Annotated in this window: 13 protein-coding genes; 4 read left to right on the forward strand and 9 right to left on the reverse strand. The window is 64.7% G+C overall.

Annotation, left to right across the window (positions count from 1 at the left end):
* The first annotated feature begins 44 nt into the window (after positions 1-44).
* Positions 45-1085 carry an amidohydrolase family protein gene (locus tag ACIGGF_RS21300; protein ID WP_397523150.1) on the forward strand — a complete coding sequence of 347 codons (1041 nt, stop codon included), beginning with the start codon at positions 45-47 and terminating at the stop codon, positions 1083-1085.
* A gap of 71 nt (positions 1086-1156) precedes the next feature.
* Entirely contained in the window at positions 1157-1402 is a 246-nt protein-coding gene (locus ACIGGF_RS21305; RefSeq protein ID WP_397523193.1) for a WhiB family transcriptional regulator, read from the forward strand.
* Here ACIGGF_RS21305 and ACIGGF_RS21310 read toward each other — a convergent pair.
* A complete protein-coding gene (locus ACIGGF_RS21310; protein WP_397523194.1) occupies positions 1371-2123 on the reverse strand; it encodes a MerR family transcriptional regulator in 753 nt (250 codons plus the stop codon). The two genes, ACIGGF_RS21305 and ACIGGF_RS21310, sit on opposite strands and share 32 nt — an antisense overlap.
* A 108-nt stretch (positions 2124-2231) precedes the next feature.
* Positions 2232-3437: a lipase family protein gene (locus ACIGGF_RS21315; protein WP_397523151.1), complete on the reverse strand. Its 1206-nt coding sequence runs from the start codon at positions 3435-3437 to the stop codon at positions 2232-2234.
* A 155-nt stretch (positions 3438-3592) separates the two neighbouring features.
* On the opposite strand from ACIGGF_RS21315, the gene ACIGGF_RS21320 reads away from it, so the two are divergent.
* Entirely contained in the window at positions 3593-5146 is a 1554-nt protein-coding gene (locus ACIGGF_RS21320) for a succinic semialdehyde dehydrogenase (RefSeq protein WP_397523152.1), read from the forward strand.
* A 56-nt stretch (positions 5147-5202) separates the two neighbouring features.
* Here the strand turns inward: ACIGGF_RS21320 and ACIGGF_RS21325 are convergent, their stop codons facing one another.
* The 3 genes from ACIGGF_RS21325 to ACIGGF_RS21335 form a co-directional block, all read right to left on the reverse strand.
* The gene (locus ACIGGF_RS21325) at positions 5203-6591 is read right to left on the reverse strand and encodes a PQQ-binding-like beta-propeller repeat protein (protein WP_397523153.1); all 1389 of its coding nucleotides are present in this window, start codon (positions 6589-6591) and stop codon (positions 5203-5205) included.
* Between the two features lie 105 nt (positions 6592-6696).
* Positions 6697-8685 carry an MDR family MFS transporter gene (locus ACIGGF_RS21330; protein WP_397523154.1) on the reverse strand — a complete coding sequence of 663 codons (1989 nt, stop codon included), beginning with the start codon at positions 8683-8685 and terminating at the stop codon, positions 6697-6699.
* 3 nt (positions 8686-8688) lie between these two features.
* Positions 8689-9174, reverse strand: a complete 486-nt coding sequence (locus ACIGGF_RS21335; protein ID WP_397523155.1) for a MarR family winged helix-turn-helix transcriptional regulator — start codon at positions 9172-9174, stop codon at positions 8689-8691.
* Between the two features lie 744 nt (positions 9175-9918).
* Here ACIGGF_RS21335 and ACIGGF_RS21340 point away from each other — a divergent pair.
* Positions 9919-10269, forward strand: a complete 351-nt coding sequence (locus ACIGGF_RS21340; RefSeq protein ID WP_397523156.1) for a VOC family protein — start codon at positions 9919-9921, stop codon at positions 10267-10269.
* A 2-nt stretch (positions 10270-10271) separates the two neighbouring features.
* On the opposite strand, the gene ACIGGF_RS21345 is transcribed toward ACIGGF_RS21340, so the two are convergent.
* From ACIGGF_RS21345 to ACIGGF_RS21360, 4 genes are all read right to left on the reverse strand, one after another.
* Positions 10272-11390, reverse strand: coding sequence for a TDT family transporter (locus ACIGGF_RS21345; protein WP_397523157.1), 1119 nt, complete (start codon positions 11388-11390; stop codon positions 10272-10274).
* Between the two features lie 68 nt (positions 11391-11458).
* Positions 11459-12367 carry a LysR family transcriptional regulator gene (locus ACIGGF_RS21350; protein WP_397523158.1) on the reverse strand — a complete coding sequence of 303 codons (909 nt, stop codon included), beginning with the start codon at positions 12365-12367 and terminating at the stop codon, positions 11459-11461.
* Positions 12368-12391: 24 nt separating this feature from the next.
* On the reverse strand, positions 12392-13222 hold the full coding sequence (locus ACIGGF_RS21355; RefSeq protein WP_397523159.1) for a GIY-YIG nuclease family protein: 831 nt from the start codon (positions 13220-13222) through the stop codon (positions 12392-12394).
* Positions 13206-14390 carry a DNA cytosine methyltransferase gene (locus ACIGGF_RS21360; RefSeq protein WP_397523160.1) on the reverse strand — a complete coding sequence of 395 codons (1185 nt, stop codon included), beginning with the start codon at positions 14388-14390 and terminating at the stop codon, positions 13206-13208. The genes ACIGGF_RS21355 and ACIGGF_RS21360 overlap by 17 nt, the downstream gene beginning before the upstream one ends.
* Positions 14391-14393 lie beyond the last annotated feature (3 nt).

A 14393-nucleotide genomic window follows, 5' to 3' on the forward strand; every position in this document is an offset into this window, starting at 1 on the left:
TGACGATAGCGTCAGTTAAGCCACCGCGAGAGAAAGACGTCCCCGTGATCGATCGCAGAACCCTGCTCGGAGCGCTCGGAGCCGCGACGATATCCGGTGCCGCCCTCTCGGCAATGACGTCGGCAACGGTTTCGGCGTCGCCCACTCCAGCAGCCGGCGGGGTGATCGACGTCCATTCGCACATGGTGCCGGACTTGTACCTCCGAGAAGCCCTCGCGTCGGGCATCGTGTTGCCCGACGGCATGCCGAAGTGGCCGAGCTGGTCTGTCGGTGAGCACCTGCAGATGATGGACGGCTGCGGCATCGACAGTGCGATCCTGTCCGTCTCGTCACCCGGTGTGCACTTCGGCGACGACCGACAGGCGGCCGATCTGGCTCGACGGGTGAACGACTTCGGGGCCGGGGTGGTGCAGGGCCAACCCCGCTTGGGTTTCTTCGCATCGCTCCCGCTGCCGAATGTCGTCGACTCGACGATCGAGGCGATTCGCGCGCTCGATCAGCTCGGTGCCGACGGCGTGACGGTGATGTCCAACGCCGGCGGAATGTACCTGGGCAACGCCGTACTGACGCCACTGCTCGCCGCGTTGGATGCCCGTTCGGCAGTTGTGTTCGTCCATCCGACCTCGCCGCCGAACGCGCCCGCCGTCACGCTCGGGCGTCCGGCACCGATGATCGAATTCCTCTTCGACACAGCACGTACCGTCGTCGACCTGATTCTGTTGGGCGTGGTCGACCGATTCCCGAACATTCGTTGGGTGTTCACGCACGGCGGCGGAGTGTTGCCACTGGTGGCGGATCGTGTCGACTTCTTCCGAACTCAGGTGGGTCTGGGAACGCCGACGACGCCGGATATGCTGCAGCGCTTGTGGTTCGACCTTGCCGGAACCCCGGTCCCGCGGCAGCTGCCTGCCTTGCTGTCGACCGTGGGGCCCGACCGTCTGGTGTACGGAAGCGATTACTGCTTCACGCCGATCACCGGCGTGCAGGAGCAACTGCGATCACTCGACGCCGGTGCCGGCGCAGGTGGCCTCGAGAACTGGCGCGCCGCCACCTCCGCGAACGCCCGCCGACTGCTCGATCTCTGATTCGAAGGAACTGGCCGATGGCAATGAAAGCCCAAGCACTACAACCATTCTCGGACCACTGGGATTGGCAGATGAATGCGGCCTGCCGCTCGATGCCGGTCTCGATGTTCTACCCGCCCTTGGGGCTGCGGGGATACTCGCTGAGAAACCTCGAGCGTCAGGCCAAGCTCGTATGCGGTCGATGCCCCGTGGTCGTCCGCTGCCTGCAACACGCACTCGACACGGACGAAAAGCATGGTGTCTGGGGCGGATCGACCGCACACGAGCGGTCCCTGATGGCTCGCGTCAGCCCTGCCGAGCAGCGTTCGCGACGATGACGTCACGGAGGTACTGCGCCAAGCCGTCGGCAATTCCATTGTAGTGCTTCGCGAATCGTTCGTCGGCGATGTACACCTCCGCCAGATTCACCTGCATCTCGTAACCGCAGTCGTAGTACCGCTCGATCGATGCACGATGACGTTCGGCCAGCACCCCGGCCTCGGCGGACTCCGGCGACACACCCCGCTGCATCGCGGCAGCGAGATCCGCTTCCAGTAAGTCCGTCTCTGCCTTGACCGCTTTCCAGTCTTCCTTGGTGAACGACGCCGTCCGCTGCTGCGACTGCTTCCACTCGTCGGTTTCGCCCCAGCGCTGCTCGGCTTCCTCGGCGTATTCCTCGCCTGTCCAGTTGTCGCCGAAGATCTCTCGTTGCTCCTCAGGGGTCAGTTGCGTACCCATCTTCTTCGCCTCCATCATCTTGTCCACGGCCGCAGCCATTGCGTGCAAGTGATCGATCCGCTCGTTCAACAGCCCACGCTGCCGACGCAGATGCGCCATGGCGTCGACCGCTGGGTCGTCGAGCAACTCGGCGATGACGTCGAGCCCGAACCCGAGCTCACGGTAAGTCAGCACCTGGTGCAGCCGCTCGACGTCGGCGGACGAGTACGTCCGATAGCCCTTGGGTGTTCTCCCCGACGGCACGACCAACGCGATCTCGTCGTAATGATGCAGCGTTCTGACGCTGACACCCACCAACTTCGAGACCGCGCCGACCTGCATACCGACAGAACTGCTTGCGGACGAATCACTCACGAAGGACACTGTGCTGCCTCCCGTGGCGTGAGGGTCAAGCTTCTGGCCTCCCGGGTCGTTCCGCAGGCTCCACTCCTAGCGAACCACGCGTTCGCAGCCGGAGGTCGGTACTCCCGCGAGCCGCTGCGCAAGCCAATCGTATGCACCGGGACGGCCGTTGGCCTGAGCGAGCGTGTGGTCACCGGGGACCAATTCGAGATGGACCGAAGCACCTGCGGCGCACCACTGATCCTGCACGGCCTCGGCACCTTCCTTGGGAATGAGGAAGTCCTGCAGACCCTGGTAGATGTACACCGGTGCGTCCGGTTTCGTCTGGCCCATGCGATTCTCCTCGACGACGGCCCGGGTGATCGGGTGCTCGAAGACATCGGGCACGTTGGACAGGTTTCGCTGGTCCAACAGCAACAGTCCGGTGTAGGACAACACATCTACGCATTGGTCCTTCTGCGCCAGAGCCAGTCGCTTGCCGTTGTCGTTGGCGAGCTGCCGCATCTCGGGGTACTCCCGGGACAGTCCGATCGTCGCCGCAGTGAACAAGCCCGAGCCGATCTGGCCGTTCAATGAGGTCTGCAGAATTTTGTAATCGGTCGGCGGGCCGCCGAACGCAACGCCGGCGATGTTCAGCTCGGGTGCGTACGCCGGGGCCAACTGCGCTGCCCAACCCGAGGCGATGGCCCCGCCGGAATAGCCGGTGATACCGATCGGTGCATCCGCGCTCACACCTGCACTCTGGGAGGCGCGGAGGCCGTCGAGCACGGTGTGTCCGGAGACGAGACCGGCCGAGTAGGCCTGCCGAGGACCTTGGTAGTCGGTGACGACAACGGTGTAACCACGGTCGAGCAGGATCCGAACCTGATCGATTTCCTTGTTGTTGCCCCGCGGCAATGTGTAGGACGGCGCGCATTTGTTGCCGAGCGAGTCCGTGGCCTCGTTGTAGGCGATGACGGGCCGGTCGCCGCCCCCGGTCCACGGCGCGGTGGGCGTCAGAACCGTGGTTGCCGCAGCGATGGGCTGGTTCTTGGAGTCGGTCGAGCGGAATAGCAACTGCACCGAGGACGCCCCGGGCGTCACCGCCACATCACGACGGTTGAGGACAGCGCCCGGCTGGAGACTTTCGAAACCCGCCGGCGGATCGAACCACGGATCACCGAGGGACGTGGGGAGATACGCAGCCGGATCGCTCGGCGGTGCGATGAAGTCCTGAAGAGGATCGGCTTGAGCCGACCCTGCGAACGACAGCATCAACGCTGCAGCTCCGGCCAAAACGAATGCCTTGCGCATGTATTTCCCACCCCAGTAGCTCCGTACGCCCCGACGTCCGGCAGACCACTGCCCATCGTGCCACAGGGTCCGGGGATTTCAGCCCTGTGAAGTGAGCCGAAGACGGGGTAGGTTGTCTGTCAATCCAAACGTTACTCTTCAGTAGGGATGCAAAAATGCCTGCTCCGTCCACTGCGACCTTCTCCCGGCTCGCTGATCTCATCGCCTTTCCCGACGCCGAATCGCGGCCGACCAAGACGATCACCGAGGTGTTCACCGGTAAGGAACTGGCGACCATCCCGGTCGGCACCGCCGCAGATGCTACGGCAGCCATCGCGCGCGTACGCGCAGCTCAGGTCGCCTGGGCCAAGCGGCCGGTGTCCGAGCGAGCCGAAATCTTCCACCGCTACCGCGACCTGGTGCTCGCCCACCGCGAAGAACTGATGGACATGGCGCAGGCAGAGACCGGCAAGTCCCGCGCTGCGGCCCTCGAGGAAGTCCTCGACATCGCGATGACCTCTCGGCATTACGCCCGTACGGCAGCGAAGCTGCTGGCCCCGAAGAAGGTCTCCGGCATGTTGCCCGTGCTGACGAAGACTCGGATCCGCTACCAGCCCAAGGGCGTCGTCGGAATCATCTCCCCGTGGAACTACCCGATGACCCTCGCGGTGTCCGACGCGATCCCGGCGCTGCTGGCCGGCAACGGCGTGGTCCTCAAGCCCGACAGCCAGACCCCGTACTGCGCACTGGCCTGCGTCGAACTGCTCTACAAGGCCGGTCTGCCCCGCGACCTGTTCGCCGTGGTTCCCGGCCCCGGCTCGGTCGTGGGCACCGCCATCGTCGAGAACACCGAATACGTCATGTTCACCGGCTCCACAGCCACCGGTCAGTTGCTCGCCGAACAGGCGGGTCGTCGACTCATCGGTTTCTCCGCCGAGCTCGGCGGCAAGAACGCCATGATCGTCGCCAAGGGTGCCAACCTGCGGGAGGTGTCCGACGCGGCAGTCCGTGCCTGCTTCTCCAACTCCGGCCAGCTCTGCATCTCCATCGAACGTATCTACGTCGAGAAGTCGATCGCCGCAGAATTCACCGAGAAGTTCGGCGAGCGGGTGCGCAAGATGACCCTCGGAGCCGACTACGAATTCGGCATCGAGATGGGCAGCCTCATCTCCGAGGACCAGATCAAGACCGTGTCGGCGCACGTCGACGACGCCAAGGTCAAGGGTGCGACCGTCGTCGCCGGCGGCAAGGCCCGCCCGGACATTGGCCCGCTGTTCTACGAGCCCACGCTGCTGGCGAACGTCACCGAGGACATGGAGTGCGCGGCGACGGAGACCTTCGGGCCGCTGGTGTCGATCTACCCCGTCGCCGACGTCGACGAGGCGATCGAGAAGGCCAACGACACCGAATACGGACTCAACGCCAGTGTGTGGGCGAAGACCAAAGCGCAGGGCGAAGCCATTGCGGCGCGGCTGCATTCGGGCACCGTGAACGTCGACGAAGGTTATGCACCGACGTGGGGAACCACCGGTGCGCCGATGGGTGGCATGGGCGTGTCCGGGATGGGTCGCCGGCACGGTACCGAGGGCCTGCTCAAGTACACGGAACCGCAGACCATCGCGACGACCCGCCTGCTCAACCTCGGTGGGCCGCGCGGACTTCCGCCGAAGTTGTGGGCGAAGATCATGCCGCCGTTCATCAAGGCGCTCAAGTACGTCCCCGGTCGGTAGGGCCGCAGTCTGCTAGAACACGGGTAGACAAAACCACCGTCGACGACGGGGGAGTTCTACGTTTGTCGTAGAACCGAGATGCTCAGTGCCCTGCTGTAGATCGAGTCGGCATCGACTCGGTTCAGCGTCGGCCACGCCTGCATATCGATTCCCTCGTCGTCGAACGCCGTTGTGGGGATGTCCCACACGATGTTCCCGGTTCTGACGTCCAGGCCCCGCAACACATCCGGGCCGAACAGGGTGGCGACGTCACCGTCCACCGCGCCGACCTCGGCGTATCCGTCCGACTCCCGACTCCACACCGTGGCTCCGGTGCCGAGGTCCACGGCGAATTCCGTTGCCGTGTCGTTGTTACGGGCCAGAGCCACCGACCCCACGACGGCATACGCAAGTCCGTTCGTGGACAGGAACTTCGCGGCGGGCTCGGAGATGCCGTCCGGAACAGCCCAGAGGAGACTGTCCTCGACCCAGACCGGATCGGGATTCGACGGCTCGTAGCCGCCGGTACCGAGCAGCCGGGGTCCGGTCTCCGACGGCGAATCGAATGAGGGTTGCTGAACGGTGACGGAATCCGTTGCCGCGAGCACAGATCCATCGGTGCCGACGATTTCGGAGCCCGTGACTGCGCTGGGATCCGAGCAGTCCGCCCGTACCACCCGTACCGTGCCATCGAGCGCGGCAGCGCCGGAACGTGCGCAGTCGGGAGCCGTTCTGGCCCAGAGGTTGTCGCCGGACTCGAGATCGAACGCAAACAGGCCCTGATCGTCGTCGAACAGTCCGATTCCGTTCTCCGTGTGCAGTGTGGAGACCGACTGCGGGTTCGCCGAATCGAACTGCGCCGACCAGTCTGCGTCGAGGGAGTCTGCGGTGCCGCGCGATACCGTCGGCTCATTGCCCTCGTTCCCGCGATGCAGGGTGTAGACGTGGCCGTCGGTCGTAGTGAGATTCATGATGGCAAATGGTGCGTCCCGCGTGCTCGACTCTCCGGACTCGCCGTCGACGGTGACGATCTCGGAATTCGACCCACTGTTGCTGCGATAGCAGACGATGTGGCCGTCGACGAATTCCTCGCCGCAACCGTCGATGTCGTCCGCGGAAACACGCCAACGCTCTGCTCCATCGGCTGTGTCGAGACCCACCAGGTTGGCGTCGACGTACTCCCGCCCATCCTGACGGCCGATGAAAGTGACGACCGTCGACCCGTCGGAGACGGATCCGGATTCGGCCGAGTCGGTGGTGCTACCGCGCACGGGATCGCGGAACTGCCCGTCCGGGACACCGAGGTCAGCGGGCGAGAGTGCCCATGCCAGACCAGGTGCCGCTCCCGTGGCACCGTCGATCGGGGTGCCGGCCATAGGCGGTTGCTCCTCGGTTGCGCACGCCGTGCAGGCAACAGCCGTTGCCAGTACCGCCGCGACGAAGGAGAAGGGGAAGCGACGGGTCATGGAGGTTCTTTCGCCGAACTGGTGGTTCGAGTGTCGCACCAGCATAGGGGGAACGACGAAGCCCCGCACTCCAGAAGGGGTGCGGGGCTTGTTGTCGCAGACGAACTAGTTGACGCTGTGGCCGTTCAGTCCGGCGTGTGCGTAGTGATTGCGACTGTCGGGAATGTGGTTGTCTCCCAACACCCGTGCAATCTGGTCCTCGCTGAGTCCGAGGCGACGAAGCCGCTCGCACACTGCGTCGAAGTCGATCATCTTGGCATCGAGTTCCTGTTGCAGTGCAACAACTTCGGCGCGAATGGTCTCGGCCTCGTCGAGCGCGGCCAAGGTGTCTGTCGGCTCGGGCAGCAGCAAGGACAGCAGGCGATCACGTGCGTCGGTGCTCAGGCCCTCGAAGGGACGTTGCCCGGGCTGGGCCTCGTGGCGACCCTCGTACTCGCCCTGGTACCCGGCCGTGACGTACTCCTCGGTTGCACTCGAGGACGGGATCTCGGCGAGCTGATCCTTGGTCTCGTCCACCGGTCCTGCTGGGGGAGTCGAGGCGATGTCGATCGTCTGGCGCAGAGGGCGGTTGGGAATGAAGATCACTGCGATCAGGGTGACGATCGCGACGAAGCCGGCGATCATGAAGATGCGTCCGGTCGCGTCACCGTAGGCGGTGCGGATGACGCTGACGATCGGTGCGGGCAGCGAGGTGAGGTCGAGCGATCCACCACCACTCTGCGAGCTGTCCACGCCGAGCTGAGCCAGTCCGCTGGCCGACTTCTCGGCGACTCGGGTTGCAAGGAGCGAACCGAGAACCGAGACACCGATCGCGCCGCCGAAGGTACGGAAGAAGGCAACCGTCGACGATGCCGCACCGACGTTCTGCACGCTCACCGTGTTCTGCACTGCGAGAACGAGATTCTGCATCAGCATGCCGGTACCGAGGCCGACGATGGTGATGAAGATGCCGACCGTGACCAGGCTGGTGGCGTGATCGATGGTGCCCAGGAGCAGGAATCCGACGACCAGCAGAACCGAGCCGGTGACGATGAACGGCTTCCACTTACCGAACTTGGTGATGAGCTGGCCGGAGCCCACCGAGGCGACGAGCATGCCGAACACCAGTGGGATGGAAAGCAATCCGGCTTCGGTGGGGGTGTAGCCGCGAGCGGTCTGGAAGTACTGACCGAGGAAGGTCGTGGCTCCGAAGAGGCCGACACCGACGGCGATGGACGCGACGATGGCGAGTCCCGTCGTGCGCTCGGTGACGATTTTGAGCGGGATGATCGGCGACTTGTGCCGAGCCTCGACGATGATCGTCAGGACGAGCAACGCAACTCCGCCGCCGACGAGGTACGCCGTCTCACGGGAGATCCAGTCGTAGTAGTCCGCCTTGCCGGCGAACGAAACCCACACGAGGAGAACGGAAACGCCTGCGGTGAGCAGCAGTGCGCCGAGCCAGTCGATGGAGACGTTGTCCTTGCGGACGGTCTTGATGTGCAGTGTCTTCTGCAGCAGACCGAGGGCGACGACAGCGAGCGGCACGCAGACGAAGAAGCACCAGCGCCAGCCGAGGGGGCTGTCCACGATGACGCCGCCGAGGATGGGTCCGCCGGACATCGATACGGCCATGACAGCGCCGGTGTAGCCCGAGTAGCGACCGCGATCACGCGGGGAGACGATGGTGCCGATGATGGCGATGACGAGTGCCGTCAGACCGCCCATGCCGATGCCCTGCACCACGCGTGCGGCGAGCAGCACCGGAACGTTGTGTGCGAAGCCGGCGATCAGCGAGCCGATGACGAAGATGACGATGGCGCTCTGAACCAGGACCTTCTTGTTGAACAGGTCGGCGAGCTTGCCCCAGATGGGCGTGGACGCGGCGTTGGCGAGCAGCGCGGTGGTGATGACCCAGGCATACGCGGTCTGCGAGCCCTGCAGGTCACCGATGATGGTGGGCAGCGCCGTCGAGACGATGGTGGTGCTGAGCAGTGCGGTGAACAGCGCGGCCAGCAGGCCGGTGAGGGCTTCGAGGATCTGGCGGTGCGACATCGCGTCGGGATCGACGACTGCCGTATTGGGCGGATTCTCCGCGCCGGATGAGGTGGTCATGTGTTATCTCGCAATCAATTCAATACGGGCCACGTCCTGGTGCTGGGCGTGGGCGTCTTCGGTGAACGTGTCGTTGAGCTTGCGGATGGAATCGAGGGCGTCGAGCGCCTCGGTTTCACTCCATTCGCTCAACATCTCGGCCAGGCGACGAGCTCGTCTGTCCCAAATCTGTTTCAGTCGAGCCTGGCCCTCGTCCGACACGCAGACCCTGGACGCTCTTCTGTCGTCCGGATCCGGATGTCGATCGATGTAGCCGAGGTCGACGAGGTCCGCGATCTGCCGGCTGAGGGCGGACTGGCTGACGCAGAGCCTGCTGGCGAGGTCGGTCTGTCTGCATTCACCTTCGGCCGCCAGGATGGCCAGAACTCCGGTCAGCGCTTGCGGTAAGGGCGAATCCTCGACTCCGGTGGTCACGGCCCGCTTCAGCGTGCGCCCGAAGAGGAAAACCTCTTCGACCAGCGACTCCGCCGTCGTGGATTGAACTGCCATGAGTACTCCAACACTGAGTTCGATTACGTACTGTTCGATTACTTGCTGTCTGCAACCATATATATACATACATGCGCTAAGCAAACAATATTCCTGTCTGGTGGCTCACAGCGCTCGAGCTGGATCGAGGATCGGCTCCCCAGATATGGATTCCGGCTTCCGATCGGAGGCATATATCCGAAAGTGGGGAGCCGATTCGCGGCCACTCTCAAGCCCGGCGAAACCCTTCGAACCAGATGGGCCGCACTGAAGGATGCACCGACGGACAGGGTCGCGTGAGCCTCGCAGTCCGCTTACCGAAGAGTGGCGTCGACCTGGCGCGGCGCATACTCGGAACCCTCATCCACGATGTCTCCGACGCGGAAAACTGCTGGTGCACCGTCGTCGTCCGCTACCCCGACATCGAGTCGGTGCGTCAGCTCCTCCGGCGACCACATCGAGATACTCGCCCCAGAGCCAGCCCGCGAACGTGTCGGTCAGCTCGCTACTGTCCTGGCCGAAAGACGCTCACCGTCAGACACATGACTGCCGACTCCCTTGCCCGACGAACAGGCGGTGTGTCCATCCGTCACCGAAGTCGTACTCGTGTGCAGGTGTCTGTCCTCCCAGCCCGCCGCCACACCACGGGTTCGACGTCGGCCAGCGTCACCCTTGATCGGCAGCATCGAAACATCGTCTCCCCTGCGCGAGATGTTCGTCGAGAACGTCCCCGCGGGGACGCTTTCGGGGGGATACAGTCCGAACATGGACGTTGTGCGCGCGATGCCCCTGCTCACGGTGACCGATCTCGATGCGACGCTGGACGCGTATGTCCAGGTCACCGGCATGGAGGTCGTCATGAACCACGGTGGGATTGCCACACTGGCTCCGGCTGGAGACAGTTCGGCGCAGCTGAGCCTGATCACCACCGACCCCACCGGACCGGTGAACCCGTCGGCGTCCATCGAGGTGGACGACGTGGACTCGGCCTATCGGGCTGCGGTGGATGCCCACCTGGAGATCGTCTACGAGATCACCAACGAGGAGTGGGGCGTGCGTCGGTTCTTCTTCCGCGACGCGAGCGGCAATGTGGTGAACGTGCTCGCGCACATGTGAGCTCAATTGGGACGCAGCAGGTTTCCTCGTAGGACACCTCGAACGGTGCGGGTGGCGACGGTCATCCACGCTGTGAGGAGTAAGACGTAGAGGGCAACGGCCAGGGCCTGTAGCGCTCCGAAGTCCAGCGCACGTCCCAGTGCTGCGGCTCCGGTGACGCAGGTGCCGACGGGGAAAGTGAACGACCACCACGTCAGCGAGAACCCCATGTTTCGGCGCACCGCGTGCACGGTGAGAGCCGTCGCGAGGGTGAACATCAGAACGCCGAAGCCGCCCATGATCAGCCCGTAGCCGATGCCGAACACGTGTAACCCGACGGCGATCGACGACTGTGCACCGGTGAACACCATCGACGCGTCGGTGCCGAGCAGGTTCGCCGCAGTGATCGACTGACCGATCAACCCCAGCGTGATCCACACGGTCGGAGTCGCATCGACTGGTGGCAGCCCGCCGTGCAGTAGGCGTCCGTAGATCAATGTCATGGTGATCATGCCGACGATCAACGACAGGCCGAACATCGCGTAGCAGGCACACAGCAGAGCGAGTCGCCACTGGCCGTCGGGCAGGTGGGGGAGCAGCAAAGCTCCGGTGGACGCCGACACCATCGGCGGGACGACGGGCATCAGCCACGCCGGCAGGGCTGCGGTGTCGGTGTGATCGGCAGCGGTGATCATCCGATATGGAACGACAACGCTGGCGAGCAGGCCGGCAATCGTCCCCGCGATCCACAGCGCAGCGAACAGTGCGGCCGCTGCGGCGGATCCGAGCAGATCGGATCCAAGAAGGCCTGCTCCCGCGCCGACCGTCAGCATCGCCATCGGCAGGGCTCCGTAGAACTGCACCATCACCGGGTGCCGGGCATAGGCGACGGCCCGGTCGCGGTGGCTCATCCAATGCCGCGCGAAGGCTCCACCGATCACGACCAGCGCTGTAGCCGCAATCACCCACACCGCCACGGCGAAGACGTGGAGCCCAGGGAGCTGCACGGGCAAAGTGGCCGCCGCGGTGGCGACGATGCCGGTCCCCATCACTGCGGCGAACCAGTTGGGGGTGATGTGCTCGAAGGTGCGGCGGTGCGTGTCGGTTTCTGTGGAGATCGGGGCGGGAACGGTCACGGTCATGCTTTCAGCGTGCGCGTTGCGGATCATCCCCGGTAGGTAGCGAAATGTTCCCTACTCATAATGCGGGCTTATGGCTGTGGCGTCGCCGCGACTGTCAGCAGGTCTGCGGCCGGCCCCGTCGGGACGCGTCCGGACGGCCAGATCGCCCGCAGTTCACGGCGTAATGTCAGTCCTGGAATGGGGATGCGCATCAGAGTTCCAGCGGCCAGTTCCGAGGCGACGGCCAACGAGCTGAGTACGGCACCGCCGATTCCTGCGCCGACGGCCGACTTGATTGCGGTGGTAGACGAGACTTCGAGAAGCGCGGCTGCCGGTTGCCCGAGACCCGCTGCGGCCACGGCATTTTCATACGCGGAACGCGTCCCCGATCCGGTCTCGCGGGTGACCAATGCGGTAGCGACGATGTCGGTGGCCGACGGCGGGGTGCTGATCCACTCGTGCCCCGGTGCCACTACCAGTACCAATTCGTCGGTGGCCACGGTTCGATGGTCCAAAGACGAAGGCACGGCAGGGCTTTCGATGAATCCGACGTCTGCATCACCGGCCAGCACCTTGTCGGCAACCACGGCGGAATTGCCCGAACTCAGTGTCGGCACGAGATGCGGGGCAGTCGTATGGAGCGTGACCAGCCAGCGCGGCAGAAGATACTCTGCGACAGTCTGACTCGCAGCGATCTGCAGGTGTCCGACGCGCTCGGCGTGCAGCGTGGCGATCGCCGTCGCCAAGTCTTCCGCCGATCGGACGACTGGCGCTGCCCAGCTCGCGACGAGCTCGCCGAACTCGGTCAGCACCGTTCCGCGTGCGCCTCGTCTCAGCAACGGTGCCCCGACGCGCCGTTCCAGCGCACGGATGCGTGAACTCGCCGCCGGTTGCGACATGCCGTGAGCCCGGCCCGCTCGCCCGATACTGCCGAGCTCCGCGACCGACAACAGCAGGTCGATGCTGGTGAGGTCGGCAACGTGAGGGGGAAGCGGCACGATGCGAGCCTACGGCGAGACGAGTCAGTAGTCGCTGAACAGGTCCAACTCGCCGTCGGGTTCTGTGTCTTCCGGCTCGCTCCGCTCGTGCAGCACAGAGCCGACCAGCGCGGTGACGTCGATCGCGGCGGGATCGGGAATCGGGTGTCCCTCCACGTAGGCGAGTCGCTCGGCCGACAGGTACGCCAGGCGCACTGCTTGCACCACGAGGACGCGTCGAAGACCCTCGGACACCTCGCCTCGTTCGCGAGTGACAGCAGCGAGCCGCGAGATGGTTTCGGCGCGGCGTGCGATGCGGATATCGGGGTGGCCGCGCTCTCGGCGGGTCTGCTCGGAGATCAACGACCGACGCAGCGACGCGGGGAGCGTGATGGGTTCCGAGACCGGCGGGATCTTCTCGTTGAGGATCGCCTTGTGCCGTGACTTGTCGATGGCCTCGAGGTAGGCCGTGTACTCGTGGGCATTGAGATCTCGCTCGGCAGCGCGGAAATGCTCTGCGCCATCGGACTTCTTGAGATCCTCGTACTGCCACAGCGGCCAGATCTCGATCTCCGCGACCTCGAACACGTCGAGCACTCGCATCGCAACGGCGTCGGTCCGCTGGTTGGTCAGATGCCGCTGCACCCGGACGCTGAGCTTCTCCTTGGTCTGTCCCACATAGATCGGCTCGCCGTCGTAATCGTAGAACGCGTACACGCCCCACTTGGCTGCCGACCAGACGCGACCCTGATCGTCCTTCTCGCTCAACACTTCTCGTAGAGCCGTACGAAAGGACTGCACGTCGTCTGCCGGCAGGGTGCTCTTGCGCGGCGCGACCGCGGACGCCCGCAGCGAGGACTTACCGTGACTGGACATGTGTCACAGCCGAATTCGATGCGCTCAGTGTCCCGGTGACGAGCGGCATGAGGTAGTGCTCGGCGAGCCACGCGACCACGGGGACGCAGACGGCATCACCGAAGCCGAAGAGCGCCTGATTGTTTCGCAGACCGTCGAGGGTGTAGTCGCCGGCACCCATCAGCCGGGCGTACTCCACCGGCGTCATCCATCGCACCTGCAAGCGGCCGTTCCCCATTTTGACCACCGCCTGCTTCGACGAGCCGCCGCGTGCGGTGCGTAGGCAGCCCGAGATGTCGTCGGGCCGAGCCTCCCAGACGGCCACGCCGTTGCGGGTGCGTCGATAAGCGGTGCGGTAGCTGACCTTGCGTGCTTTCTTGAGAATGTCGATGCGCTGCAACTGAATCGGTGACAGCGACTGCACGAATGCCGCCGTGCGTTCGGCATCCCACCATCGTGCATCGCGGTAGTCCATGCGCTCGACGAGGTCGCTCAAGCCGCTGGTCAACGGAATCGGCGGACTCGGCAGTGGTGCCCGGTGCGTCAGCAACGTCGAATCGCCGTACACCGCCTGCAGCCAATCGGGCCGGAGTTCACTGTTGGGATCGCGAGCATCCTCCGGCGGATTCTGCGCGCCGATCAAGAACAGGCGCGGACGCGACTGCGGGACGAAGCGTCGAGCATCGATGGTGAGGACATCGACCGAGTAGCCGAGCTCGTTGAGCTCGCGGACCGCTGCAGCGAGATCGTCGCCGCCGTGACTCGTTGCCAGCCCCACGACGTTCTCGAGCGCCACCACCTCGGGGCGCGCGGCACCGAGCTCACCCAGCACCCGGGTGAAATGCCGAAAGGTGGACGAGTTCTTGCCCGCGAGCCCGGCCCGGCCACCGGCCAACGACAGGTCGGTGCACGGAAACGACGCCCACGCCAACGACAGACCCTCGGGCAGATCATGACCGCGGGTGGTAGCAACATCGCCGAGTTGAAAATGGCCGGCATCATCACCGAAGTGCTGGCGATACATGTGATGCTTGTCGCGCTCGATGTCGTTGGCCCATGACACCTCGAAACCGGCCTGCTCCAATCCCATTCGGACCAGACCGATGCCGGCGAAGAACTCTGCGACCGTGGGGATGCTCTCGACCGAGGACGCCGCAGAACCACTCGGCACCACAGTCAACTTCGGCATGCA

Origin of the sequence: Rhodococcus sp. NPDC078407 (assembly GCF_044542515.1) — a bacterium.
Lineage (GTDB): Bacteria > Actinomycetota > Actinomycetes > Mycobacteriales > Mycobacteriaceae > Rhodococcoides.